The 24,854-nt window shown below is 50.9% G+C and carries 21 protein-coding genes; 15 read left to right on the forward strand and 6 right to left on the reverse strand.

All coding sequences use genetic code 11. From position 1 onward, the window contains the following. The first annotated feature begins 116 nt into the window (after positions 1 to 116). The 10 genes from B5E77_RS14975 (at position 117) to ytvI (ending at position 12,251) form a co-directional block, all read left to right on the forward strand. Positions 117 to 1,742 carry a VWA domain-containing protein gene (locus B5E77_RS14975; RefSeq protein ID WP_162609718.1) on the forward strand — a complete coding sequence of 542 codons (1,626 nt, stop codon included), beginning with the start codon at positions 117 to 119 and terminating at the stop codon, positions 1,740 to 1,742. After that, complete coding sequence (locus B5E77_RS14980; RefSeq protein ID WP_087166162.1) at positions 1,742 to 2,350, forward strand: 5-bromo-4-chloroindolyl phosphate hydrolysis family protein; 609 nt, start codon at positions 1,742 to 1,744, stop codon at positions 2,348 to 2,350. The genes B5E77_RS14975 and B5E77_RS14980 overlap by 1 nt, the downstream gene beginning before the upstream one ends. Then, a complete protein-coding gene (locus tag B5E77_RS14985) occupies positions 2,347 to 3,402 on the forward strand; it encodes a substrate-binding domain-containing protein (protein ID WP_087166163.1) in 1,056 nt (351 codons plus the stop codon). The genes B5E77_RS14980 and B5E77_RS14985 overlap by 4 nt, the downstream gene beginning before the upstream one ends. Before the next feature lie 75 nt (positions 3,403 to 3,477). After that, positions 3,478 to 4,629: a toxic anion resistance protein gene (locus B5E77_RS14990; RefSeq protein WP_087166164.1), complete on the forward strand. Its 1,152-nt coding sequence runs from the start codon at positions 3,478 to 3,480 to the stop codon at positions 4,627 to 4,629. A gap of 256 nt (positions 4,630 to 4,885) precedes the next feature. Continuing rightward, complete coding sequence (tig, locus tag B5E77_RS14995; RefSeq protein ID WP_087166165.1) at positions 4,886 to 6,172, forward strand: trigger factor; 1,287 nt, start codon at positions 4,886 to 4,888, stop codon at positions 6,170 to 6,172. 47 nt (positions 6,173 to 6,219) lie between these two features. After that, positions 6,220 to 6,813 (forward strand): ATP-dependent Clp endopeptidase proteolytic subunit ClpP, encoded by a 594-nt coding sequence (clpP, locus tag B5E77_RS15000; RefSeq protein ID WP_275532771.1) that lies wholly within the window; start codon positions 6,220 to 6,222, stop codon positions 6,811 to 6,813. Between the two features lie 13 nt (positions 6,814 to 6,826). Beyond that, positions 6,827 to 8,089: an ATP-dependent Clp protease ATP-binding subunit ClpX gene (gene clpX, locus B5E77_RS15005; protein ID WP_087166166.1), complete on the forward strand. Its 1,263-nt coding sequence runs from the start codon at positions 6,827 to 6,829 to the stop codon at positions 8,087 to 8,089. A gap of 81 nt (positions 8,090 to 8,170) precedes the next feature. Further along, a complete protein-coding gene (gene lon, locus B5E77_RS15010; RefSeq protein ID WP_087166197.1) occupies positions 8,171 to 10,495 on the forward strand; it encodes an endopeptidase La in 2,325 nt (774 codons plus the stop codon). Beyond that, entirely contained in the window at positions 10,485 to 11,075 is a 591-nt protein-coding gene (gene yihA, locus B5E77_RS15015) for a ribosome biogenesis GTP-binding protein YihA/YsxC (protein WP_087166167.1), read from the forward strand. The genes lon and yihA overlap by 11 nt, the downstream gene beginning before the upstream one ends. Before the next feature lie 57 nt (positions 11,076 to 11,132). Beyond that, on the forward strand, positions 11,133 to 12,251 hold the full coding sequence (gene ytvI, locus B5E77_RS15020; RefSeq protein WP_087166168.1) for a sporulation integral membrane protein YtvI: 1,119 nt from the start codon (positions 11,133 to 11,135) through the stop codon (positions 12,249 to 12,251). Positions 12,252 to 12,383: 132 nt separating this feature from the next. Here the strand turns inward: ytvI and B5E77_RS15025 are convergent, their stop codons facing one another. The 3 genes from B5E77_RS15025 to B5E77_RS15035 form a co-directional block, all read right to left on the reverse strand. Continuing rightward, the gene (locus tag B5E77_RS15025; protein WP_087166169.1) at positions 12,384 to 12,896 is read right to left on the reverse strand and encodes a DUF4364 family protein; all 513 of its coding nucleotides are present in this window, start codon (positions 12,894 to 12,896) and stop codon (positions 12,384 to 12,386) included. A 44-nt stretch (positions 12,897 to 12,940) separates the two neighbouring features. Then, on the reverse strand, positions 12,941 to 13,858 hold the full coding sequence (locus B5E77_RS15030) for a TIGR01212 family radical SAM protein (protein ID WP_087166170.1): 918 nt from the start codon (positions 13,856 to 13,858) through the stop codon (positions 12,941 to 12,943). 91 nt (positions 13,859 to 13,949) lie between these two features. Beyond that, positions 13,950 to 14,288: a sporulation initiation factor Spo0A C-terminal domain-containing protein gene (locus B5E77_RS15035; RefSeq protein WP_087166171.1), complete on the reverse strand. Its 339-nt coding sequence runs from the start codon at positions 14,286 to 14,288 to the stop codon at positions 13,950 to 13,952. A gap of 174 nt (positions 14,289 to 14,462) precedes the next feature. Between B5E77_RS15035 and B5E77_RS15040 the strand changes: the two genes are divergently transcribed. The 4 genes from B5E77_RS15040 (at position 14,463) to B5E77_RS15055 (ending at position 21,689) form a co-directional block, all read left to right on the forward strand. Beyond that, positions 14,463 to 16,331 (forward strand): polysaccharide biosynthesis protein, encoded by a 1,869-nt coding sequence (locus B5E77_RS15040; protein ID WP_087166172.1) that lies wholly within the window; start codon positions 14,463 to 14,465, stop codon positions 16,329 to 16,331. Between the two features lie 18 nt (positions 16,332 to 16,349). Next, positions 16,350 to 17,834, forward strand: a complete 1,485-nt coding sequence (locus tag B5E77_RS15045; RefSeq protein ID WP_087166173.1) for a hypothetical protein — start codon at positions 16,350 to 16,352, stop codon at positions 17,832 to 17,834. Between the two features lie 224 nt (positions 17,835 to 18,058). Then, positions 18,059 to 19,801 carry an ABC transporter ATP-binding protein gene (locus tag B5E77_RS15050; RefSeq protein WP_087166174.1) on the forward strand — a complete coding sequence of 581 codons (1,743 nt, stop codon included), beginning with the start codon at positions 18,059 to 18,061 and terminating at the stop codon, positions 19,799 to 19,801. Beyond that, positions 19,794 to 21,689 (forward strand): ABC transporter ATP-binding protein, encoded by a 1,896-nt coding sequence (locus tag B5E77_RS15055; RefSeq protein WP_204248071.1) that lies wholly within the window; start codon positions 19,794 to 19,796, stop codon positions 21,687 to 21,689. Before B5E77_RS15050 ends, B5E77_RS15055 begins: the two co-directional genes overlap by 8 nt. A gap of 237 nt (positions 21,690 to 21,926) precedes the next feature. Here the strand turns inward: B5E77_RS15055 and B5E77_RS15060 are convergent, their stop codons facing one another. Beyond that, complete coding sequence (locus tag B5E77_RS15060) at positions 21,927 to 22,199, reverse strand: type II toxin-antitoxin system Phd/YefM family antitoxin (RefSeq protein ID WP_087166175.1); 273 nt, start codon at positions 22,197 to 22,199, stop codon at positions 21,927 to 21,929. A gap of 192 nt (positions 22,200 to 22,391) precedes the next feature. On the opposite strand from B5E77_RS15060, the gene B5E77_RS15065 reads away from it, so the two are divergent. Further along, positions 22,392 to 22,826, forward strand: coding sequence for a DUF1648 domain-containing protein (locus B5E77_RS15065; RefSeq protein ID WP_143468649.1), 435 nt, complete (start codon positions 22,392 to 22,394; stop codon positions 22,824 to 22,826). Between the two features lie 124 nt (positions 22,827 to 22,950). Here the strand turns inward: B5E77_RS15065 and B5E77_RS15070 are convergent, their stop codons facing one another. Both B5E77_RS15070 and B5E77_RS15075 read right to left on the reverse strand, forming a co-directional pair. Then, positions 22,951 to 24,336: an MATE family efflux transporter gene (locus tag B5E77_RS15070; RefSeq protein WP_087166177.1), complete on the reverse strand. Its 1,386-nt coding sequence runs from the start codon at positions 24,334 to 24,336 to the stop codon at positions 22,951 to 22,953. Then, positions 24,317 to 24,784: a MarR family winged helix-turn-helix transcriptional regulator gene (locus B5E77_RS15075; protein WP_087166178.1), complete on the reverse strand. Its 468-nt coding sequence runs from the start codon at positions 24,782 to 24,784 to the stop codon at positions 24,317 to 24,319. Before B5E77_RS15075 ends, B5E77_RS15070 begins: the two co-directional genes overlap by 20 nt. Positions 24,785 to 24,854 lie beyond the last annotated feature (70 nt).

Consider the following 24,854-nt stretch of genomic DNA (forward strand, 5'->3'; position numbering starts at 1 on the left):
CTATAACATAAAATTTACATCCCCTTTACCGGCGCATGATAGATAGGAAACAGAAACTGGTGATAGACTTAATCATAATTACAGCGCCAATATTGACGCAGACAGGAGAAATGCAGATGAAGAGAAGATGCCTTGCGATTGGATGCGGCCTGGCTCTGCTGGCAGCCCTGGGACTTTCCGGCTGTTCGTTCTTCGGCCTTGGACAGAGGGGACAGGAGGAGAGCGGTCAGGAGGCGGATACGGTGCTCGGCGCCGGACGGCAGACCTTGAGCATTGTCTCTGGTTCGGAAAACCAGGAGCTGGAGCCGATTCTGGAGGAGTTTGCAAAGAAAAACGGTATTCAGATTGAAATGACTTACCAGGGATCTCTGGATATCATGAGAGCACTGGAACAGGAGAAGATAGAGTACGACGCGGTTTGGCCTGCCAGCAGTCTCTGGCTGAATGCAGGAGATACACAGCACAGGGTAAAGCATGCGGAATCCATTTCTGTCACACCGGTGGTCTTCGGGATCCGCCAGAGCCTGGCTGAAGAACTGGGCTTTGTGGGCCGGGAGGTATCGGTCGGGGACATTCTGGACGCTATTGAAGCTGGAAAACTGAAATTCTGCATGACAAGCGCAACCCAGTCCAATTCCGGAGCAAGCGCCTATATCGGCTTTCTCTACGCGCTGCTGGGCAATCCGGACATGATTACAGAAGAGGATTTGCAGGATCCGCAGCTGCAGGCGGATATCCGGGAGCTGCTGTCTGGGGTAAACCGTTCTTCCGGCAGCTCAGACTGGCTGAAGGATATGTTTCTGGATGGCGGTTATGACGCCATGGTCAATTATGAATGCCTGATGATTCAGGCAAATGAAGAGCTCGAGAGCCGGGGAGAGGAGACGCTCTATGTGGTTTACCCTTATGACGGCCTTACACTGGCGGATTCGCCGCTCGGCTATGTGGACGATGGAGATGAGGATAAGGAGGAGGCTTTTCTGAAGCTGCAGGAATATCTGCTTTCAGAGGAGGTCCAGAACGAGATCCAGAGAACAGGAAGGCGCACCGGCTATACGGGAATTTCGGAGGAGAACAGGGATGTATTCCGGACAGACTGGGGGCTGCAGCCTGACCGTGTGCTGTCTACGATGAGAATGCCCTCCACAGATGTGCTGTTCGAGGCGCTGAATCTGTATCAGACAGATTTTAAAAAGCCGTCCCTGAATATTTACTGCCTGGATTATTCGGGAAGCATGTCAGGACAGGGAAACCGGCAGCTGGTGGCAGCGATGGAGCAGCTGTTGATTCAGGAAAATGCGGAAAAGAATTTTCTGCAGGCTTCCAATGATGAGGTGAACGTACTGATTCTGTTTGATGATCAGATTCTGGGAGAATATACGGCTGTGGGAGCAGGAGAGGAGCTCGAAGCTCTGTATGAAAAGGTGGCTGGGCAGGAGACCGGCTCCGGAACAGATATGTATATCGCGGCGGATGAGGCTTTGAATGTTCTTTCCAATTACGAGCTTTCTCAATATACGCCTGCCATTATCCTTTTGACGGACGGAATGTCCGGCGGCTCCTTTGATACGTTTATGGAGCATTATGAGGCTGCAGGCGTGGATGTGCCGGTTTTTTCGATTATGTTTGGAGACGCGGATCCGGAGCAGCTGGAGGAACTGGCTGAGGCCACGAATGCCCGTGTGTTTGACGGCAGGGAGGATCTCATCGACGCGTTTAGAAAGGTGAAGGGATATAATTGATGAAGGATACAATCAGTACACTGGTCTCAGCGCTGATTTCCTGTGTGGTGTTTCTGCTGCTGTTTTTTCCGCTTCAATGGAGCCCCCTTGCGGCGGCTGCGCTCTCCGTGATTCTTTATTTCGGGCTTTGTCTCCTTTTAAAACCAAGAAAAAGGCTCGGTGGGATTGATATAGAAAGAATACAGGGAGGCGAGGAGCTCCAAAGGCTCCTTAACGAGGCGCAGAAGGATTTGAAGCAGATCGGAAAGGCGGCCCGTGAAATCACAAATATCAAAACCAGACAGGATGCGGAGGCCCTGGAGGCTGGAGGAAAAAGAATACTGGCATATCTGCAGGAAAATCCGGAGAAAATCGGCATGGCGCGCCGTTTCTTTACCTATTATCTTGACACAGCAGCCGGACTTCTGGAGCGCTATATCCAGCTTCAGGAGACAGGACTGCGTACGCCGGAGGTGACGGAGGCAGTAAATAAGACAGCGCAGGCTCTTCCTGTGCTGAACCAGGTGTTTGAAAAGCAGTTTACGAGGTTTATGGAGGGAGAACTGATGGATGTGGACGCAGAGATCAGCCTTCTGGAAAATACATTGAAAATGGAGGGTGAAAAGTGAAGGCAAAGCTTACAGGGCTGGGAATCCTCCTGCTTGTAATCGTCCTGGCGGTGGCCTATACAATGTTTGGAAAAAGCCGGGAGACCACAGCGATTTCCGGCTATGTGGGAGGGGAAAAAATAGGCCTCCTGGAGGATGAAGAGGTACAGGAGCTGATACAGAGAAAATACCATTTGGAGATAGATTATTCCCGGGCCGGTTCCATCGAAATGGTGTCCACGGATCATACAGGAATGGATTTCCTGTTTCCGTCCAGCCAGACGGCGCTGGAAATTTATGAGGCGCAGTATGGAAATCCGTTCAAAAGTGAGATTGTACTGAATACTCCGATCGTACTTTATGCGCGGGCGGCAGTGACAGAGGCACTGCTGGCAGAGGGCATCGCCTGGGAAGAGGATGGAGTCTGCTATGTGGATATGGAGAAGCTGACTGCCTGCATTGAAGAGGGAACCTCCTGGGCAGGGATAGGGCTTCCGGAGCTTTACGGGAATGTGACCGTGGCGACGACGGACCCTACAAAATCTAATTCCGGAAATATGTTTGCGGGGCTTCTGGCCAATACGCTCTGCGGCGGCACCGCGGACGGGGAATCACTGGAGGAAATCCTTCCAAGGCTTCAGACTGTTTTCCGCAATCTCGGGTATATGGAAAGCTCCTCCTCCGACTTGTTTGACCAGTTTCTGAAGACTGGGATCGGCGCTAAGCCTCTGGTGGCAGGCTATGAGAACCAGCTGCTGGAATTTGCCGTGGAGAATCCGGATACCTGGCAGCAGGTCAGGGATGATATCCGGATCATGTATCCGAGCCCTACCGTCTGGTCCTCTCATGTGTTTATCGCTCTGGACGAGCAGGGAGCGGCGGGAATTGACGCACTGATGGATGAAGAGGTTCAGAAAATGGCATGGGAACGCCACGGGTTCCGGACAGGGATCAACGGATCGGCTTCGGATACGGAGCTGTTTGGCGTGGACGGCGTAGCAGATGAGGTGACCCGCGTCATGAATATGCCGGATGCGGATACGATGGAACGCATCATAGAAGCGCTGGAGTAAGTAAAATAATCCTCACAGCTGGCGGGAGGCCTGCTTCTTCTGCCAATTGGGGACAGGAAAAGGAGATAACAGCTTATGGCAGAACAGATCAGCCTGGAAGCGCTGGCACAGCGAAAAAGCATGCAGCCTGTGCCGGCGGCAGAGACAGAAAACACTGCGCAGCTTGAGACACAGCTCGAAGAGCTGACGCCAGAGCAGCGGAACCGGGTCAATGAGATTAAGGAGAGCATTGATCTGATGGATTCTCAGGCCGCGATTCAATACGGCGTGGGGGTCCAGAGAAACATTTCGAATTTTGCCGACAATATTCTGACACAGATCCGAAGCAAAGACAGCGGCTATGTGGGCGACATGATGTCGGAGCTGATGATAAAGGTAAAGGATGTGGGAGTAGATAAGCTGGGGGAGGAAAGCTTTCTGGATAAGCTCCCGATTCTGAAGGACGCCTCCCGCAGCCTGCGGAAATTCATGCAGCGCTATGAGACGCTGGAGGTGCAGATAGACCGTATCGAGGGAGAGCTGGACAGGGCGCGGATGGAGCTTTTGAAGGATATCGGGATGTTCGATAATCTATATGAAAAAAATCTGGATTATTTCCGGGAGCTTCAGGTCTATATCACGGCCGGAGAAGAGAAAATCAGCGAAATCCGCAGGGAGACGATCCCGGCTCTGCGTGAGCAGGCACGGGCGAAGGGGGATCCTATGAGCGCCCAGCTGGTGACAGATTTCGAGGACACCGTGAACCGTTTTGAGAAAAAGGTCCATGATCTGAAGCTGAGCAGGACGATTGCGCTTCAGACAGCTCCGCAGATCCGGCTGATTCAGAATAACGACAAGCTGCTGGTGGACAAGATTCAGACAGCGGTTCTGAATACGATTCCGCTCTGGAAGAGCCAGATTGTGATTGCGCTGGGCCTGAGCCGGCAGAAGAGTGCCCTGAAAATGCAGAGAGAGGTTTCTGATGCCACGAATGCGCTTTTGAAGAAAAATGCGGAGCTGCTGAAGCAGAATACCATCGATGTGGCGAAGGAATCTGAGAGAGGAATTGTGGATATCGAAACGCTCAAAAAGGTAAACACCGATCTGATCGAGACGATCGAAGAGACGATCAAGATTCAGCAGGAGGGCAGCGCAGCCCGCCGGAGCGCAGAGAGCGAGCTGACAGGAATCGAGAATCAGCTGAAGGCCGTACTTCTGGAGGCAAGAGAAGGAAAGCAAAGGAACTGAACGGAAACGATTTCAGAGAAAAGCTCAGCACGCGGAAGGGAGAGAATATCAGAGACAGGGGGAAAACGTCAGAGTCCGGTGGAAACTCTGGCGTTTTTTGTACACAAGTACTTGATTTTTACAGAAGGCCCATGCTATACTATTACAATGACTGCGAGTATGTGCTTTTTCAGCATACTTAGATCGCGGGAGCTGTTTTTGAACCGGTTCTGCGCAGTCCTGATAAGGTATACCATTTAAGGAGGAAAATAGAAAAATGAGTTTACAGGTTGAAAAATTAGAGAAGAACATGGCAAAGCTTACGATTGAGGTATCGCCCGAGGAGCTTGAGGGCGCTATCCAGAAGGCTTACCTGAAGAATAGAAAGCAGATTACGATTCCGGGCTTCCGCAAGGGCAAGGTGCCGCGTCAGATTATCGAGAAGATGTATGGCCCCTCCTTCTTTTATGAGGATGCGGTGAATGACCTGATCCCGTCCGCTTATGAAAAGGCTGCGGACGAGTGTGAGCTGGAGCTGGTATCCCGCCCGGAGATCAGCATTGTACAGATTGAGAAGGGAAAACCGTTCATTTTTACTGCTGAGGTGGCTGTAAAGCCGGAAGTGGAGCTTGGCGAGTACAAGGGCATTGAGGTGGAGAAGCAGGATACTGCAGCGACCGATGAGGAAGTAAATGCAGAGATCGACAAGGAGCGCGAGAATAATTCCAGAGCGATCACGGTAGAGGATCGTCCGGTACAGGATGGCGATATGACGGTGATCGATTTTGAAGGCTTTGTAGACGGAGTTCCGTTTGAGGGCGGTAAGGGAACGGATTATCCGCTGACCATCGGCTCCGGCGCATTTATCCCCGGCTTTGAGGAGCAGCTGATTGGCGCTGAGCTTGGCAAGGAGATGGAAGTAAACGTAACCTTCCCGGAGGAGTACCATGCAAAAGAGCTGGCAGGAAAGCCGGCGGTGTTTAAGTGCACAGTGAAAGAGATTAAGGTAAAGGAGCTTCCTGAGCTGGACGATGATTTCGCACAGGATGTTTCTGAATTCAATACACTGGAGGAATACAAGGCAGACGTGCGTAAGAAGCTGGAAGAGAAGAAAGCGGACGCTGCGAAGGCAAAGAAGGAAGACGCTGTAATCGAGAAAATTATCGAGGGCGCAAAGATGGAGATTCCGGATGCCATGGTGAAGACTCAGGCTGAGCAGATGGTGGATGAGTTTGCACAGAGGCTTCAGATGCAGGGGCTTTCCATGGATCAGTATATGCAGTTCACGGGTTCTACAGTCGACGCCCTGGTAGAGCAGTCCAAGCCCCAGGCCCTGAAGAGAATCCAGAGCCGCCTCGTTCTTGAGGCAGTCGCAGCCGCTGAGAAGCTGGAGGCGACCGACGAGGAGCTGGAGGCTGAGTACGCGCGCATGGCAGAGCAGTACAAGATGGAAGTGGAGAAGCTGAAAGAGCTGTTCAGCGATGCAGATAAGAAGAACATCAGAGAGGATTTGGCGATTCAGAAGGCTATCGAGCTGATAGTGGACGCAGCTGTCGAGAAATAAAGAGCTTGAGAGAGATTCTGGCAGCTGACAGAAAGGAAATGATAAGCATGATGAATATGAGTTTGGTACCTTATGTCATTGAGCAGACCAGCCGGGGAGAGCGTTCCTATGATATTTATTCCCGCCTGCTCAAGGACAGGATTATCTTTCTGGGGGAGGAAGTAACAGATGTATCTGCAAGCCTGGTGGTATCCCAGCTCCTGTTTCTGGAGTCTGAGGATCCGGGCAAGGATATCAGCCTGTATATCAACAGTCCGGGCGGTTCCGTGACTGCAGGTATGGCGATTTACGATACGATGCAGTATATCAAGTGCGACGTGTCCACGATCTGCATGGGCATGGCAGCCAGCATGGGAGCATTCCTGCTGGCAGGCGGAGCGAAGGGAAAGCGTATGGCGCTGCCCAACGCTGAGATTATGATTCACCAGCCCTCCGGCGGAGCCCAGGGCCAGGCTACAGATATCAAGATTGTGGCCGATCATATTCTGAAAACGAAGAAAAAGCTGAACGAGATTCTGGCGGCCAACACAGGACAGCCGCTGGAGGTCATTGCGGCGGATACTGAACGCGACAATTACATGAGCGCAGAGGAAGCTGTAGCCTATGGCCTGATCGACAGCATTGTAACAAAGAGAGCATAAAGGAAGATTATAAATGGCCAGAATTAGTGATGACAAGATAAGGTGTTCCTTCTGCGGGAAGACAGGGGACCAGGTACGGAAGATGATCTCCGGGCCCAGCGGCACCTATATCTGCGATGAGTGCGTGGAGCTCTGTGCGGAACTGATCGAAGAGGAATTCGAGCAGGAGGAGATGGAGCGCGGACCGGAGGAGATCAACCTCTTAAAGCCCAAGGAGATCAAGGAATTCCTGGACGATTATGTGATCGGCCAGGAGGATGCCAAGAAGGTTCTTTCTGTAGCGGTGTATAACCATTATAAGCGGATTCTTGCCATGGATGACAGGAAGAATTCTGACGTGGAGCTGCAGAAGAGCAATATTCTGATGCTCGGGCCGACCGGTTCCGGAAAGACGCTGCTGGCACAGACGCTGGCGCGTCTGCTGAATGTGCCCTTTGCGATCGCGGACGCTACCTCTCTGACAGAGGCAGGCTATGTGGGCGAAGATGTGGAAAACATCCTGCTGAAGATCATTCAGGCGGCTGATTATGATGTGGAGCGTGCACAGCACGGCATTATTTATATCGACGAGATTGACAAGATCACGCGAAAATCGGAGAATCCATCGATCACCAGAGACGTATCCGGAGAGGGAGTGCAGCAGGCTCTTTTGAAGATTCTGGAAGGAACGATTGCTTCCGTGCCGCCCCAGGGCGGAAGAAAGCATCCCCATCAGGAGCTGATTCAGATTGACACGACCAATATTCTCTTCATCTGCGGAGGTGCTTTTGAGGGACTCGATAAGATCATCGAGCGCCGTATGGATCAGCGGACGATTGGTTTCGGAGCAGAGCTTGGAAAGCCCAATGAGGAGGACAACGTGGGAGAGCTCCTGCGCAAGCTGCTGCCGGAGGATCTGGTGAAGTTCGGCATGATTCCTGAGTTTGTGGGCCGTGTACCGGTGACGGTGGCTCTGGACGCGCTGACGAAGGATGATATGATTCGGATTCTGATGGAGCCGAAGAACTCCATCGTAAAACAGTATAAAAAAATGTTTGAGCTGGACGGCGTGAAGCTCACCTTTGAACCGGAAGCCATTGAAGCTATCGCGGAGCAGACCGTGAAGCGTAAGACCGGCGCCAGAGGGCTGCGTGCCATCATGGAAGGCATTATGATGGACAGCATGTACGAGATTCCGTCGGATGACAGCATTACGAGCTGTATCATTACAAAAGAAGTCGTAGAAGGAACGGGCAGGCCTGTAACGACGAGCAGTGAAATGAGATTCCGGGCGTAGCCTGGAATCTCATTGTTTATAGAAGAGACAGGACTGCCTGTCCGGGAACGAGATAAGGAAAAAGGACAGGAGGAGCGTAAAGTGAGAGACCTGATTGAGACTTTACCTGTGGTAGCGCTTCGAGGAATGACAATTCTCCCCGGTATGGTGATACATTTTGACGTCAGCAGAGAGCGCTCGGTGAAAGCCATCGAGCAGGCAATGCTGAGAGAGCAGAGGGTTTTTCTGGTAACTCAGAGAGATGTACAGACCGAACAGCCCGGGCCGGAGGATCTTTTTCGGATAGGAACGATTGCGGCAGTGAAGCAGGTGATTAAGCTGCCGCACAAGGTAGTGCGCGTACTGGCGGAAGGGCTGGAACGGGCGGAGCTGTCGCATTTCGAGCAGGACGGAGAATTTCTGGAGGCGGAGGTCATCCGATTCGAGGAGGAAGACGAGGCAGAGAGCATTGCACCGGATCTGAAAGAGGCGATGGCGCGCAATCTGTCTGAGACCTTCCATCTGTACTGCCGGGAGAGCGGCAAGGTAGGAAAGGATCTGGAGAGGCAGATCACGGATACGAATGACCTGGAAAAGCTGATGAAGGAAATTATGGTCAATCTGCCCCTTTACTATGAGGAAAAGCAGAAGCTTCTGGAGGCGGCTGCGCTGTCGGAGCGCTATGAGCTTCTCTGCGTTCAGATGAACAAGGAGATGGAGGTTCTGCGCTTTAAGAGAGAGATCCAGGAAAAGGTGAAGGCCCGCGTGGACAAAAACCAGAGAGAATATCTGCTGCGGGAGCAGCTGAAGGTGATCCGCGAGGAGCTGGGAGAGGACACCACGGGATCCGATGTCGATCATTTCCGGGAAGAGCTGAAAAAGCTGAAGGCATCCAGGGAAGTTAAGGAAAAGATTGAAAAAGAGATCACACGGTTTAAGAATATAGGAAATAATTCTTCGGAGAGCGCAGTACTCCGTGGCTACATCGAGACGCTGCTGGAGCTGCCCTGGGACAAGGCGTCCAAGGACAACACGGATTTAAAAAGGGCTGAGGAAATTCTGGATGAAGATCATTACGGCATGGAGAGGGTGAAGCAGAGAGTACTGGAGTTCCTGGCTGTTCGGATTCTGACAAAGAAGGGGAGAAGCCCGATTATCTGTCTTGTAGGCCCGCCTGGAACGGGTAAGACCTCCATTGCCCGGTCTATCGCAAGAGCGCTGAATAAAAAGTATGTGCGTATTTCTCTGGGCGGCGTCCGGGACGAGGCGGAGATTCGAGGTCATCGGCGCACCTATGTGGGTGCGATGCCAGGCCGCATCGCGGCCGGTATGCGGCAGGCCGGTGTGAAGAATCCGCTGATGCTGCTGGATGAGATTGATAAGGTCAGCAGCGATTACAAGGGAGATACGGCATCGGCCCTGCTGGAGGTGCTGGATTCCGAGCAGAATAACCGTTTCCATGATCACTATGTGGAAATCCCGCTGGATCTCTCAGAGGTGCTCTTTATCGCCACGGCAAATGACGTGCACACGATCCCGCGGCCTCTGCTGGACCGCATGGAGCTGATCGAGGTCAGCAGCTATACGGAAAATGAAAAGGTACATATCGCGCGCGAACACCTGATCGCCAAGCAGATGGAGAAAAACGGCCTGAAGGATGGACAGCTTTCCATCAGCCAGAAGGCGCTGGAGCAGTTGATTCACAGCTACACCCGGGAGGCCGGCGTGCGCCAGCTGGAGAGAAAGCTCGGTGAGGTCTGCCGCAAGGCGGCCAGAGAAATTCTGGAGCACGACAAAAAATCCGTAAAGCTTACGGAGAATAATCTGGAGAAATATCTGGGCAAAGCGCGTTATATTTATGACAGGGCAAATGAGACGGATGAGGTGGGAATCGTCCGCGGCCTGGCCTGGACCAGCGTGGGCGGCGATACGCTCCAGATAGAGGTCAATATCATGCCCGGACGGGGAGAGATCTCTCTGACCGGCCAGCTGGGCGACGTGATGAAGGAGTCGGCCCGGACAGGCTTAAGCTACATCCGTTCCGTCAGTGAACATTATGGAATCGGAAAGAAGTTCTTCCGGGAGCATGATATACATATCCATATACCAGAGGGGGCTGTCCCCAAGGACGGGCCTTCGGCAGGCATCACGATGGCGACAGCGATGCTGTCTGCTATCACGGGAATTCCGGTCTACGCGTCGGTAGCCATGACAGGAGAGATTACGCTGAGAGGGCGCGTGCTTCCTATCGGCGGCCTGAAGGAGAAGCTTCTGGCTGCAAAGAACGCCGGCATCAAAACTGTGATTGTGCCTGCCCGGAATAAGCGGGATGTGGAAGATATTTCACCGGAGATCAAAAAGGGCCTGCGTATTGTGTACGCAGAGCAGATGAAGGATGTATTAGAGGTAGCCTTTCATGAACATTAAAAACGTAAGTCTGGAGACGGTCTGCGGCGTAACCAGCCGTCTCCCGGAGAATACCCTGCCGGAGATTGCCTTTGCGGGGAAATCAAATGTGGGAAAATCCTCCCTTATCAACGCCCTGATGAACCGCAAGGCGCTGGCAAGGACCTCGGCCCAGCCGGGAAAGACGCAGACCATCAATTTTTACAACATCAATGACGCCATGTATCTGGTCGATCTTCCCGGGTATGGCTATGCGAAGGTGTCCCAGGAGATTCGGGAAAAATGGGGAAAGCTCATTGAGCGGTATCTTCATGGCTCGAAGCAGCTGCGGGCAGTCTTTCTTCTGATCGATATCCGGCACGAGCCTTCGGAAAATGACCGCCGGATGTACGAGTGGATTGTTTACCAGGGCTATGACCCGATCATCATTGCGACGAAGCTGGACAAGATCAAGAGAAGCCAGATAGAAAAACAGCTGAAGGTTCTGCGGACAGGACTGGGAGTAAAGCCGGGGACCAGGATGCTTCCGTTTTCGGCGCTTACAAAGCAGGGACGGGACGAGATCTGGGCGGTTATGGACGAAATACTGGCAGAAGATTAACGGGATCGGGCAGCGGAAACGGCTGTATCCCTGCGCCGCCCTTTGCGAGGTGAGAATATGAACAGCAGGTACATGAAAAGTCTCGTAAACATTTTATTGTTTCTGGCGTCGGTGCTTCTGGTCTGCCTTTTGCTTCCGAGGCTTATCCTGTTTTTTATGCCTCTGGTGATAGGCTGGATTATCGCCATGATAGCGAATCCTCTGGTTCGTTTTATGGAAAAAAGGATGAAGATTGTCCGGAAGCACAGCTCTATGCTGATTATCATCGGCGCAGTTGCGCTGGTAGTATTCGGCGGTTATTTCGCGATTTCCAGGATTGCGCGGGAAATTTACGGGTTTATCGGAACCCTGCCGGAGCTTTACAATTTCTTTCTTCAGGATCTGGCTGAGACTGAGAATAATCTGCAGGGTATTATGTCCAGGTTTCCTCCGAATCTGACGGAAAGTCTGTCAAGGCTTATCGATTCTCTGACAAATTCGCTGGGGGATATCATCGGAACCATCGGAACGCCTACGGTGGCCGCGGCAGGCAGTATAGCCAGAAATATTCCAAATGCGCTGATTAATGTGATTTTTGCAGTACTCTCCGCGTATTTCTTCATTGCGGAGCGGGAAAAAATCCTGCAGTGGGGAAGAGAGCACACGCCGGATACAGTCCGCCAAAAATGGCAGTTTATCATGGGAAAATTCCGGAAGGCCGTAGGGGGATATTTTAAGGCTCAGTTCAAGATTATGGGCGTGGTGGCGCTGATTCTTCTGACAGGCTTTGCAATTCTGAGAATCAATTATGCGGTGCTGTTTGCGCTTCTGATCGCGCTTTTGGATTTCCTGCCCTTCCTTGGCACTGGGACCGTGCTGATTCCCTGGGCGGTGCTGAAGATTTTGAGCGCCGACTATGAATTTGCGGTGGGGCTTATTATCATCTATCTGGTAAGCCAGCTGGTGCGTCAGCTGATTCAGCCTAAGATAGTAGGGGATACGATCGGCCTGAATCCCCTGGCGACGCTGTTCTGCATGTTTATTGGATATAAGATAGGCGGAATTGTTGCCATGATCATTGCTGTTCCTGTGGGAATGATTCTGATCAGCCTCTATGAATCAGGGGCCTTTGATGACCTGATAGGAGATGTAAAGACGCTTGCAGAGGGGCTGAACCGCTATAGAAAAGACAGATAGGGAAAACTGTGGAATTTCAAAGGAAAGAGGGCGACCGAAGCCGCGGCAGCGGTTTAAAAGGGCGCCCTCCTCTTTCACTTTTACAGCTCTGCATACGGAAGCTTTGCAGGAATGCTGCTCAAAGCAAGCTCTTCATAACAGCTCTTTGATAATAGAAGCGTAAAGAGCCTGGCTCTTATCACGCCAATGGCTGCAGATGGCTTCGGCCTGTTCCCTGACCGGTACGGTCAGAGTCAGATCGATAAGCACGGAATCCTTTTCCAGGACTCTGCAGCGGGCGGCGTATTCGCCTGATTCGGTCCGATAGAAATCAGCTGGCGTAGAGATTTCGTTGCGCAGCTCGTAGCTGTGTTCCTCAAGAAAAGCATCGATTTCGTCCCGGATATCAGAGGAGATCCGGTTTTGAAAGTAGGACAGGGTTTTGCGTCCTTCTTCTGTAATATGGTATAGGGAGGTATTGCGGACAGTGCTCATCCTTAGAAAGCCTGTCTCGTTCAGTTCGGACAGAGCCGTCTGGACTGTAAAATAGTCTGTGTATTCTTTTTCCAGGATAAATTCCGAGAGCTGGGCATTGCTTAAGGGAAAGCTGACCTTGTCCAGCATATAGAGAATAATCAGCTTGTACAGAGTAAAGGTATCTGCCATTACAATTCTCCTTTTCTATCACGTTTCACAGCAAGGAGCCCCTGTCATGGAGTATAAAGGCGTCCCTGCCAGGTATCCTTCTGCTTCAGCTCCCTGTGGATGGCGTTCAGCACCTGCCGTTTGGCCTGGCTCCAGAGAGGGGCGATCAGAAGCTCCTTCGGCCCGTCGCCTGTGAGGCGGTGAATCACCAGATCAGGACGGCAGATTTCCAGACAGCGGATGACCAGATCCACATATTCTTCCATGGATAAAACCGGGAAATGGGTCTGTTCGTAATAATCAGCCAGATCCGTATTCTTCAATATATGCAGAAGCTGCAGCTTTATGCCTGACGCCGCCGTGCTGTTTACATAGCGTACGGTATCCAGCATCATATCCGGCGTCTCGCCGGGCAGCCCGAGGATCGTATGGACGATGGCCTCGATCTTCCGCTCCTGGAGGGCCTGCATGGCTTCCTGGAAGACCGCAAGCGGATAACCGCGCCGGATAAAAGCAGCGGTTTTTTCATGGATAGTCTGCAGTCCCAGCTCTACCCAGACGGGTTTGATGCGGTTCAGCTCTTCGAGAAGAGAAAGCACATCATCTCCGAGACAGTCGGGCCGGGTAGCGACAGACAGGATGGCGATTTCCGGGCAGGATATGGCTTCTGTGAACATCCGGCGCAGCTTTTCTGCCGGCGCGTAGGTATTGGTATAGGCCTGAAAATAGGCGATATACCTTTGAACCGGTCGTTTGCCGGAAAGACGGCGCTTTCCGTCCTCGATCTGTTCCCGTATGGAAAGCAGGGGACTGGCAGCAAACTCGCCGGATCCTCCTTCGCTGCAGAAAATGCAGCCGCGGGTGCCAAGCGTTCCATCCCGGTTCGGACAGGTGCATCCCCCGTTCAGGGTCAGTTTATACAGTTTTTCTCCAAAACGTTCTCTCAGAGCGTCATTCAGGGAACGATACCGGCTGTCTGCCAATAGAAGCCTCTCCTTCGAAATCTGTGAATGGTCTGTCTGTGAAGACTGAAAATTTTGTACACGACAATTATAGGTGGAAAGAGGAGGGCTGTCAAGAAAGGTGGGTTAGATAATCGGCAAAGATGCAGATGATTTCCTTGGGATAAGGAGTGCGCGCTGTCCAGCCCTGATAGCCGGATATTTCAGAAAAGAGAGCCAGCCCTCCATGTTTTATCATGGAATCACGAACAGTCCGCAGGGCCTTTTCTACACTGTTTTGGCTGACATGATGCTTTCTGGCTATGGGAAGGTATATTCCTTCCTGAATATTCTGCAGCCGCATCGGATTCTCAACTGCCATCAGAACCGCCTCTTCCAGATATTCATACCCCTGATAGTGAGGCAGAATACCTGAGAACCGAAACAGCTCGTGCAGCCTTTCTTTTTCCATAAAGCCCCTCCCTTTCAGCAGCTTTGTGAAGTTTCATGTTAATAAATACGAGACAGACATGGAATATCAGACAGCAAAAAGGGTGAAATTGAATAATAAATGACCGGGAATGCCGGTTGCCATTTCCGGATAAATGAGATATAATGAATTGATTTTATGTATGGAGATGAAAAAATGAATCTGGAAAAATTTGTTGAAAAGAATGCTCCCAGAAACCGGATTGCCCTTCTGGTGATTGTGGATATCTTTCTGATTGCGCTTTCCGGCTTTCTGGCTTTATATATCCGCTATGACTTCCGGTTCAGCAATATGGAGATGCGGTATGTGGACTATGAGCTGCTGTATCTCCCGGTGAATCTTGTGGTTACGCTTCTGGTGTTCGTTCTGTTCAAGCTCTACCGCAGCGTCTGGCGGTTTGCCAGCTCTACGGAGCTTTTGAATGTAATAGGAGCCTGCACCTGCAGCATTGGCCTTCAGATCATAGGGATGTCTCTTCTGAGAATGAGAATGCCGATCAGCTATTATCTGATGAAATATGTGCTGCTGATTGTGGGCGTGGGAATGGTACGCTTTGCTTACCGCATCCTGCGCATGCTGCAGGAGAGGCGGCTGTTCGGCGGTGAAAAGGACCAGAAGAAAAATACGATGATTGTAGGCGGCGGAGAAGCCGGAGCCATGATCATTAAGGAATTTCAGAACAGCGAATATCTCAATCAGCGTATCTGCTGCGTGATAGATGACAATGCGTCCAAGCAGGGAAAATATCTGCGCGGGATCAAAATTATGGGCGGCAGGGAAGACATCGTCCGTCTGGCAAAGGAGCTGCAGATAGAAGAGATTATCGTGGCGATGCCGTCAGCGCCGCAGTCCGAGGTAAGGGATATTCTGAATATCTGTAAGGAGACAGGCTGTGAGATGAAGGTGCTGCCCGGTCTTTATCAGATGATCAAGGGCGAGGTCAGCATTTCAAAGCTGCGCAGAGTAGAGATCGAGGATCTGCTTGGACGGGAGCCCATCCGTGTCCAGCTGGACGAAATCATGGGTTATGTGGCCGGAAAGGTGGTGCTTGTCACCGGAGGAGGCGGTTCCATAGGAAGCGAGCTCTGCAGGCAGGTGGCGGCACATGAGCCGAAGCAGCTGATTATTTTTGATATCTATGAAAATAATGCGTATGATATTCAGCAGGAGCTGAAAAATAAATTCCCGGCTCTGGATCTGACCGTTCTGATCGGTTCTGTCCGGAATACACACCGGATGAACTCAATATTTGAAAAATACCGTCCGGATATTGTCTATCATGCAGCTGCCCACAAGCATGTGCCGCTGATGGAGGACAGCCCGAACGAGGCGATCAAAAACAACGTATTCGGAACGTATAAGACCGCCCTGGCCGCGGACAGATACGGTGTAAAGCGCTTTGTGCTGATTTCTACGGATAAGGCGGTGAACCCCACAAACATTATGGGAGCCTCCAAGCGCATCTGTGAAATGATCATACAGATGATGAACCGCCATTCGAAGACAGAGTTTGTGGCGGTACGCTTTGGAAACGTATTGGGAAGCAATGGAAGCGTGATTCCTCTTTTCAAAAAACAGATTGAAAAGGGTGGTCCTGTGACGGTGACCCATCCGGATATCATCCGGTATTTTATGACGATACCGGAGGCTGTGTCTCTGGTGCTTCAGGCGGGAGCTCTGGCCAAGGGCGGCGAGATCTTTGTCCTGGACATGGGAGAGCCGGTGAAGATTCTTGACCTGGCGGAGAACCTGATCCGTCTGTCGGGGTACAAGCCCTATGAGGATATTGACATTGAATTTACAGGGCTGCGTCCGGGAGAAAAGCTGTATGAGGAGCTTCTGATGAGTGAGGAAGGGCTCCAGGAGACGGCAAACAAGCTGATTCATATCGGGAAGCCCATAGAGTTTGATGATGATAAATTCCGTGAACAGCTGGATGCGCTGAAAAAGGCAGCAGAGCATGATTCTGCTTCTATCAGACAGCTGGTGAAGGAGATCGTGCCTACTTACACGATAAAAGAGTAAAATCAGGAGGAAGAAAATATGAACGAATATCAGGAATCCTATGAAAAGGAAATCAGCCTGACAGAGCTGCTGTTTTTCTGCCTGAAGAAATGGCGCTGGATCGTGGCGGCTATGCTGATCGTGGGCGTTCTGGCCGGAGCCTACAAATATCAGTCCACGGTGCGGGACAACCAGGCCAAGAGAGAGGCGCAGAATACAGCGGAAGAGGGAGAAGAGACGATGGAGACAGAAATCATCTCCAATCCCAATATCGAATATTATAATCTGGCAATAGAGAATCTCCAGCAGGAGATGGAAGGGCTGAAGGATTATATTGACAGCTCTGTGATCATGAAGCTGGATCCCTATCATCTGGCGACCGGAAGCTTAAGCTACTATCTAGATACCGGCGATGCGGGAGAGAATGTGCGAAACAGCCTGATCGGCGCTTATGAGGATTTCTCGACAGACGGACGCCTGGCAGCGGAAATGATGGGGGAGGACAGCGGCATCTCAGAGGCTGAGCTGCAGTATCTGATTTCCTTTGAGAGTAAGGAACGGCCTGTGACAGAGGAAAGCTATGAGCTTTCCGGGGAGGAGGCATCCGCCCAGATTCAGATTGTGGGTGTCGGCCAGAGCAAGCCGAACGTATTCCAGATTCAGATCACTGCGGACAGTGAGGAAAGCTGTGAGGCTTATATGGAAGCGGCAAAGCGTGCCATTGAATCATACGGCGCGCAGCTTCAGGAGCAGATCGGCAGCCACGGGCTGACGCTTCTCTCAGAGTCTCAGACAGAGCGCATAGACAGAGGAATTCAGTCTTATCAAAATGAAGTTTTAAACAGCTATACAACGACCTTTACGCAGCTTAAAAATATGCAGACAGAGCTGGAGACTGTGGTGGAAGAGGAAGGCGAAACCATCGTAGTAGGCGAAGCAGTTTCCTATGCGAGCCCGGTAAGAGAGGGAGTCAAGTTTGCAGTCATAGGAGTTGTCCTGGGCGCATTCCTGGCAGCCTTTATTCTGGTGGTGATTTACCTGATGAGCGGAAAGCTGCAGAGCACCGAGAGCTTCCGGGAAGAATTTGGCATGCCGCTCTTGGGACAGATTACGAAGAGCCCCGCAAAGAAACGGATCTTTGGCTTCCTGGACAGATGGCTTCAGCGCATAGAGGAAGGCGAGTACGCCGATATCACCTATGAAGAGCAGCTGAAGATTGCGGCTGCAAATCTGAAAACAGCCATTTCAAAGGACGGCGGCATGAAACGGATTATGCTCGCCGGTACCATTGCAAAAGACGAGGCAGAGGCCTTCCGGACCAGGCTTGTGCCGGAGCTGGAGGGAATTACGGTTTCTGCTTATGAGCGTATCGTGTTTCGGGCGTCGGCCCTGGAAGAGCTCGATCGCTATGATGGCGTGCTGTTCCTGGAGAAAAGGGGCGTTTCTTATACAAAGCTGATTAAGAAGGAGAAGAGCCTCGTGGCAGACAGAAATGTGGCTGTGCTGGGAGCGGTAGTTCTGTAACAGCAGCAGGCTGCAGACAAAAAACAATGCAGAAAATACGAAGGGAGCCTCAGATTTGTTATTCTGAAGCTCCCTTTTGTCCAGGAAAGCGCTGGTTCCGAAAAATGCTTCTTGAATTTTTATTTCGTATGCTATATAATTTTTATAAGTAAATGTTTATCCCCTTTTAGAAGGAGGATAAGCACTATTTTTTTGCCTGAAGAAAAGGAGGAATAGGAAAGGACATGATAAGAGAACTTGCAAAAAGTATCCGGGAATATAAAAAAGCCTCCATTATGACTCCCATCTGGGTGGCTCTTGAAGTGGTGCTGGAATGTATTATTCCGTTCATCATGGCCATGCTGGTCAATCAGATCAAGGCAGGCTGCAGTATGACGGTGATCTTTCAGTACGGCGCGCTCCTGGTAGTTATGGCGCTGCTGTCTCTCTTCCTGGGTATGATGTCTGGCTTCAGCTGCGCTGAGGCATCCTGCGGACTTGCCAAGAATCTCCGCAAGGATATGTTTTACAGTGTACAGAGATACTCGTTTGAAAATATTGACAAATTTCTGGTGTCGTCACTGGTTACCCGTATGACCACAGATGTCACAAATGTGCAGCTGGCCTATATGATGATTATCCGTATAGCGGTACGTGCGCCGCTGATGCTGATTTTTGCATTTACGATGGCGTTCATTATGGGCGGAAGGATGGCATGGATTTTCTTCCTGACCATTCCGTTTCTGGGAACCGGCCTGATCCTTGTAATACGCAGGGCTATGCCGTTGTTTAAAAAGGTATTTAAAAAATACGATAACCTGAACAGCTCCATCCAGGAGAATATCAAGGCGATGCGGGTGGTGAAGTCCTTTGTCCGTGAAGATTATGAGGAAAAGAAATTCGGTACGGCAGCGGAGGATGTATGCGCAGATTTCACGAGGGCAGAGAGAATCCTGGCCTTCAATGGCCCGATGATGCAGTTCTGCATCTATGGGGTTATGGTATTTGTGCTTTCCTTTGGCTCCTATACAATCATTACATCCCGGGGGCTTGACTTGGATGTGGGACAGCTTTCCTCGCTTCTGACCTATAATTTCATGATGCTGAACAGCCTGATGATGCTGTCCATGGTGTTTGTAATGATCACGATGGCAGATGAGTCTGCAAAACGTATCGTGGAGGTTCTGACAGAGAAGAGTACGCTGGAGAATCCCGAGAATCCGGTGTATGAGGTGGCAGACGGTTCGATTACCTTTGATCATGTGAATTTCAAATATTCCAAGAAAGCAGAGCGTATGGCGCTGGCAAACATCAATCTGGAGATTAAGTCTGGTGAAACGATCGGCATTATCGGAGGGACAGGATCTTCCAAGTCTTCCCTGATCCAGCTGATTTCGAGACTGTATGATGTGACAGAGGGCTCTGTGAAGGTAGGAGGCGTGGATGTACGCCAGTATGATCTGGATTCTCTCAGAAACCAGGTGGCTGTCGTGCTGCAGAAGAATATTCTGTTTTCCGGAACAATCAAGGATAATCTGCGCTGGGGCAACAAGGAGGCCACAGACGAAGAGATGATCGAGGCCTGCAGGATGGCCTGCGCGGATGAGTTTGTATCTCAGTTTCCGCAGGGATACGACACCTGGATTGAGCAGGGCGGCGCAAATGTGTCCGGCGGACAGAAGCAGAGGCTTTGTATTGCCCGCGCTCTTTTGAAGAAGCCAAAGATTTTGATTCTGGACGATTCTACCAGCGCGGTAGACACGAAGACGGATGCAAGTATCCGCAGAGCGCTTCGTGAATACATTCCGGAGACCACAAAGATTATTATTGCCCAGAGGACGGCATCCGTGGAAGATGCGGACCGCATTATTGTAATGGAGGGCGGTACCATCAATGATGTGGGAACTCATCAGGAGCTTCTGTCAAGAAACAAGATTTACAGTGAAATTTATACGTCCCAGAATAAGGCAGGTGATAAAGATGAGTAAAAAGAGTGGGAAAAAATCCATCGTCCTGCGTCTTTTGAAGACGATGAAGGAGTTTTATCCGGTTATGATGCCAGTGACAGTCATCTGTATCATTTTCAGCGCGGTCGTGAGCTCTGTGCCTGCGGTTTTTATGCAGAATGTCATTGCGGTTGTGGAGCGAAGCTGGCAGACGGGAGACTGGAGCCTGGTAGGAGGGCAGGTTCTCCGGCTGGTGTCGATTTTGGCGGTATTCTATATTCTGTCGCTGACCTCGTCTCTGGCTTTTAACCAGCTGATGGCGATTATGACGCAGGGAACCTTAAAAAAGCTGCGTGTGAAGATGTTTAACGGTATGCAGCGGCTTCCGGTCAAATATTTTGATACGAACAACCATGGAGATATCATGAGCTATTATACAAATGATATCGATACGCTGCGGCAGATGATATCCCAGAGCTTTCCGCAGATTCTGACTTCATCCATCATGGTTCTGACAGTCTTCTGCATCATGCTTTATTACAGCATTTGGCTGGCTGTCGTGATTGTGTTTGGAATGATTATAATGCTGCTTGCGGTGCGCAGGATCGGCGGCGGCTCAGCCCGGTTTTTCTTCCGGCAGCAGGTGGCTGTAGGTAAGGTAGAAGGCTTTGTGGAAGAAATTATGAACGGGGAGAAGGTCGTCAAGGTTTTCTGTCACGAGAGAGAGACAGAGGCTGATTTTGACAAGCTGAATGAAGAGCTTTTCTCTGTGGCAAAGCAGGCGAACCGGTATGCGAATATTCTGGGACCTGTTCTGAACAATATGGGAAATGCCCTTTATGTACTGGTGGCAGTGACCGGCGGGCTTCTGCTCTTAATGAAGGCCCCCAATTTCAGTATTTCAGGTCTGGCTTTCAGCATCAGTATTCTGGTTCCCTTCCTGAACATGACGAAGCAGTTTTCAGGAAACATCTTTCAGGTGTCCAACCAGATTAACTCCGTAGTTATGGGACTTGCAGGCGCAGAGAGAATCTTTACGCTGATGGATCAGCAGCCAGAGGCAGACGACGGTTATGTGACACTGGTGAACGTACAGGAGGACGACGACGGAACACTGACGGAATGCGCAGAGCGCACCGGAATCTGGGCCTGGAAGCATCCCCATAAAGCGGACGGCACTGTGACCTACACAAGGCTGCAGGGAGATGTGCGCCTGTTTGATGTGGATTTTGAGTATGTGCCCGATAAACCGGTACTCCGCGATATCTCTCTTTACGCGAAACCTGGCCAGAAGGTAGCTTTCGTGGGGGCGACCGGAGCAGGAAAGACCACGATTACGAATCTGCTGAATCGTTTTTACGATATCGCAGATGGAAAGATCCGCTATGACGGCATCAATATTAACAAGATTAAAAAGGCTGACCTGCGCCATTCTATGGGAATCGTTCTGCAGGATGTCAATCTGTTTACAGGAACGGTGATGGAGAATATCCGATATGGAAAGCTGGACGCGCCGGACGAGGAGTGTATCGGCGCTGCAAGGCTGGCCGGGGCAGATGATTTCATCCGGCGTCTGCCGGACGGGTATCAGACTATGCTGACCGGAAACGGGGCGAATCTGTCCCAGGGGCAGCGGCAGTTGATTTCCATTGCCCGGGCGGCAGTGGCTGACCCGCCTGTTATGATCATGGACGAGGCGACCTCCTCCATCGATACCCGCACTGAGGCCATTGTGCAGAGAGGTATGGACGCGTTGATGGAGGGAAGAACGGTGTTTGTCATTGCACACCGCCTGTCTACGGTCAAGAATTCGGATGTGATTATTGTGCTGGATCATGGAAGGATTATTGAGCGCGGCACCCATGAAGAGCTTCTGGCCCAGAAGGGACAGTATTATCAGCTTTATACGGGAGCGTTTGAGTTGGAATAAGAAAAAAATAAAAGAGCCGGGAACTGAGTGTGTCAGCTTTTCTGTATCCGGTGTTCGGCCCAGGCCGCTCTCTCTTGCCGCGCAGCGGCAATTCACCTTGCGGACGTCTCACGGACACTGGGATATCAGAAAAGCTGACAATTTCAGTTTCTGGCTCTTTTATTTTGGAGAGAGCGGTAAGTAATATAGTCTACAATCTCATTGAGATCATGCTCAAAGAGCGGAAGAAATCTCAGTTCATAATGCTTTCTGCTCATGAATGCGCCTCCTGACCCGGCTGAAAACCTCGCTGGAAGTATAACGGATGTCAGAGAGGTCAGCGGCACGATCTGCTTCATCCAGCGCCAGCTCCGCATCGTTTATCAATTCTTCGTACTGTTCCAGACTAAGCAGAACCATGGAACCATAGCCATTTTTTGTGAGAAAAACGGGTTCGCCTTTCGATAGAACGTCATTTTCAACCTCAGAAAAATGATTTCGCAGATCCGAGATGGGCCGGATATTTAACATGTGATCGCCTCCTTTATGGCGTTGTTTTATCATAATTTCCCCTCAAAAACAAGCGATCTATGCTTGGAATAGAAATGAAACTTACCAGAATTGTCATCAGTCGGTTTTTTCCAGAGAAAGAAACGATTTGAAAGAGACTGCCGGGGGATTCATAATGGAGGAAAGAACAGTAGAAATGGAAGGAAGAATGAAATGTTTCATTTGCCGCCAGTCAGATTATGGAGAATAGTTTCGCTTGCTATGCTGGCACTGTCTGTCGTATTTACGCTGGCAGGAAACTTTTTGATCGAAGGGGAGCTTGTTATACATTGGAATAGCAGCGGGGAGCCGAACGGTTTTGCGGGGAAGTGGATACTGTGGGCGCTTCTTCTGCTAGCATTTTTGTCGCTGTTTACCCATACCAGTCTTTCGAAAAAACGCCCTGGCAGTAATCCGTTCAGCATGGAGATGTCGTGTGCGCTTTCTTCCGGCCTGGTAATGCTCTGGACCGTAACGGAGATGATACTGGTGATTTATCATTTCTATCCTACAAAATGGATTTCATCTGCTGGTCTGGGTGTCATGATCTGCGGTTTTATTATGTTTCCTGTGCTTGCATGTATCCGGAGAAAGAAGCGATTTCATTAGAGGAAGCGCCGCAGGATTTGGATATTTGGTATAAGGAAGGGGATACGCCCAGCGGGGGACAGTAACAGTAAATAAGAATGCCGCGGAGTTTCGGTGCTCCGCGGCATTCCTGCGTCATCAGGTCTTATTCTGACGCCGGTTTCTTCAGCTCCGCCAGCGCCTTCCGGAAGGTGAAGAAGAAGGCGGTCGCGGTAAAGATTACTGCAATTGTATCTGCCACCGGTTCCGCCAGGTACACAGCGAAGGTCTTGTCAGACGGCAGAAGCCTTGGCATCAGGTAAATCAGCGGAAGGAGAAGAATGAATTTCCGCACGATAGCCGCCAGCGCAGACATGACTGCATTTCCCAGAGAGATAAAGGTCATCTGGCAGGCCATCTGAACGCCAAAGATGAAGAGGACAGCCAGGTAAACGCGGAGGGCTCTTCCGGTAAACGAAATCAGAGCAGCGTCATTGGTGAAGAGTGATGCGAAGAGCTCCGGGAACAGCATAACGCCCAGCCAGAGCAGGATGGAGTAGCAGAGGCTGCTTTTCAGAAGGAGAAAGAAGGCTTTCTTCACACGTTCTGCGTTGCGCGCGCCGTAGTTGTAGCTGACGATGGGCTGCGCGCCCTGGCCCAATCCCTGAAGAGGAAGCATCGCAAACTGCATGACGCTGGAAAGAATGGTCATGGCGCCTACCGCAATGTCTCCTCCGTATCTCTGCAGGGAGGAATTGAAGCAGACGGAGATTACGCTTTCGCTGGCCTGCATGATAAAAGTAGACACACCCAGTGCCAGGCAGGGAAGAATGATGGAGGGCTGCAGCTTCATGCAGCAGAGGCGGATGCGCAGGGCCGTTTTCTTTCCGACCAGGAACAGCAGCACCCAGGCGCAGGACATGGCCTGAGAAATGATGGTAGCCAGAGCAGCGCCTTCTACGCCCATGCCGAAGCCGAAGATAAAAATGGGGTCAAGAATGATGTTTGCCACTGCTCCGATCAGCACGGAGAGCATTCCTGTTTTGGCAAAGCCCTGGGCAGTGATGAAGGCGTTCATGCCAAGGGTAAGCTGCACAAAAATAGTGCCTATGGCATAGATATTCATATAATCGACGGCATAGCCGATGGTATTTTCACTGGCGCCGAAGGCCATCAGGAAATCATGGTTCCATATGAGGAGTACGGTGGTCAGGATTACGGAGATAATGATCTGGGTTACAAAGCAGTTTCCCAGTGCAGATTCTGCAGTTTTGTAATCTCCCTTACCCATGTAAATAGAAGCCCGGGGCGCTCCGCCATTGCTTATCAGGGCAGCAAAGGCCGATACAATCAGGATCAGAGGCATGCACACGCCCACGCCTGTAAGGGCTGTGGCCCCCACATTCGGAATATGACCGATGTAAATACGGTCTACAATGTTGTAAAGCATATTGATAAGCTGGGCGGCTACGGTAGGCAGAGCCAGACGCATCAGGAGACGGCCTACCGGTTCTGTGCCCAGGAAACTGTTGTCATTTTTGCTGTTGTTCATCTAAGTTGCACCTGCTTTCCAGTCCGTTCAGGACATTTTTCGTAATTTTTTCTGTGAGAGCTGCATATTGCGCCACCTCGGAAGGCGAGAGGCCTTCTGTGAGCGTCCGGTAGAAGCCGGCCTTGACCTCATCAATCTGCCGGACGATTTCTGCGGCCTGATCGGTCAGAAGGAGATGGATGCGCCGCCTGTCTTCGGAATCCGGAAGGCGCTCCAGATAGCCCTTCTGAATCAGCGCTTCCACGCTCTGTGAGACATTCCCCTTTGAGAGCATCCGGTATTCTACGATATCTCCGGCTGTATCAAGGCCGGGATTGTTGTGCAGAAAGCTTACAATCGTGATCTCAATGCGGGAGAGAGAAAAGCTTTTGCGGATATCGTCCATGTGCAGATCATATAGCTTCTGAATTCTCCGGTGGAGCAGAAGCACACCTCTTAGCTGATTCATACAGCCTCCTTTTGTTCTAAATAGAACAATTCTTTTTAGAACAATTATAGCACGGCTTTTGCCTCTGTCA

Origin of the sequence: Lachnoclostridium sp. An131 (assembly GCF_002160825.1) — a bacterium.
Lineage (GTDB): Bacteria > Bacillota > Clostridia > Lachnospirales > Lachnospiraceae > Laedolimicola.

Coding starts and splice junctions, on each gene's coding strand:
- yihA (WP_087166167.1), top strand. CDS start 10,485: ATGAACATTAAAAACGTAAGTCTGGAGACGGTCTGCGGCGTAACCAGC.
- B5E77_RS15065 (WP_143468649.1), top strand. CDS start 22,392: ATGTTTCATTTGCCGCCAGTCAGATTATGGAGAATAGTTTCGCTTGCT.
- B5E77_RS14975 (WP_162609718.1), top strand. CDS start 117: ATGAAGAGAAGATGCCTTGCGATTGGATGCGGCCTGGCTCTGCTGGCA.
- B5E77_RS15050 (WP_087166174.1), top strand. CDS start 18,059: ATGATAAGAGAACTTGCAAAAAGTATCCGGGAATATAAAAAAGCCTCC.
- B5E77_RS15060 (WP_087166175.1), bottom strand. CDS start 22,199: ATGTTAAATATCCGGCCCATCTCGGATCTGCGAAATCATTTTTCTGAG.
- B5E77_RS15075 (WP_087166178.1), bottom strand. CDS start 24,784: ATGAATCAGCTAAGAGGTGTGCTTCTGCTCCACCGGAGAATTCAGAAG.
- B5E77_RS15025 (WP_087166169.1), bottom strand. CDS start 12,896: ATGGCAGATACCTTTACTCTGTACAAGCTGATTATTCTCTATATGCTG.
- clpX (WP_087166166.1), top strand. CDS start 6,827: ATGGCCAGAATTAGTGATGACAAGATAAGGTGTTCCTTCTGCGGGAAG.
- B5E77_RS15055 (WP_204248071.1), top strand. CDS start 19,794: ATGAGTAAAAAGAGTGGGAAAAAATCCATCGTCCTGCGTCTTTTGAAG.
- B5E77_RS14980 (WP_087166162.1), top strand. CDS start 1,742: ATGAAGGATACAATCAGTACACTGGTCTCAGCGCTGATTTCCTGTGTG.
- B5E77_RS14990 (WP_087166164.1), top strand. CDS start 3,478: ATGGCAGAACAGATCAGCCTGGAAGCGCTGGCACAGCGAAAAAGCATG.
- B5E77_RS15035 (WP_087166171.1), bottom strand. CDS start 14,288: ATGGAAAAAGAAAGGCTGCACGAGCTGTTTCGGTTCTCAGGTATTCTG.
- B5E77_RS15040 (WP_087166172.1), top strand. CDS start 14,463: ATGAATCTGGAAAAATTTGTTGAAAAGAATGCTCCCAGAAACCGGATT.
- tig (WP_087166165.1), top strand. CDS start 4,886: ATGAGTTTACAGGTTGAAAAATTAGAGAAGAACATGGCAAAGCTTACG.
- B5E77_RS15070 (WP_087166177.1), bottom strand. CDS start 24,336: ATGAACAACAGCAAAAATGACAACAGTTTCCTGGGCACAGAACCGGTA.
- clpP (WP_275532771.1), top strand. CDS start 6,220: ATGATGAATATGAGTTTGGTACCTTATGTCATTGAGCAGACCAGCCGG.
- B5E77_RS15045 (WP_087166173.1), top strand. CDS start 16,350: ATGAACGAATATCAGGAATCCTATGAAAAGGAAATCAGCCTGACAGAG.
- ytvI (WP_087166168.1), top strand. CDS start 11,133: ATGAACAGCAGGTACATGAAAAGTCTCGTAAACATTTTATTGTTTCTG.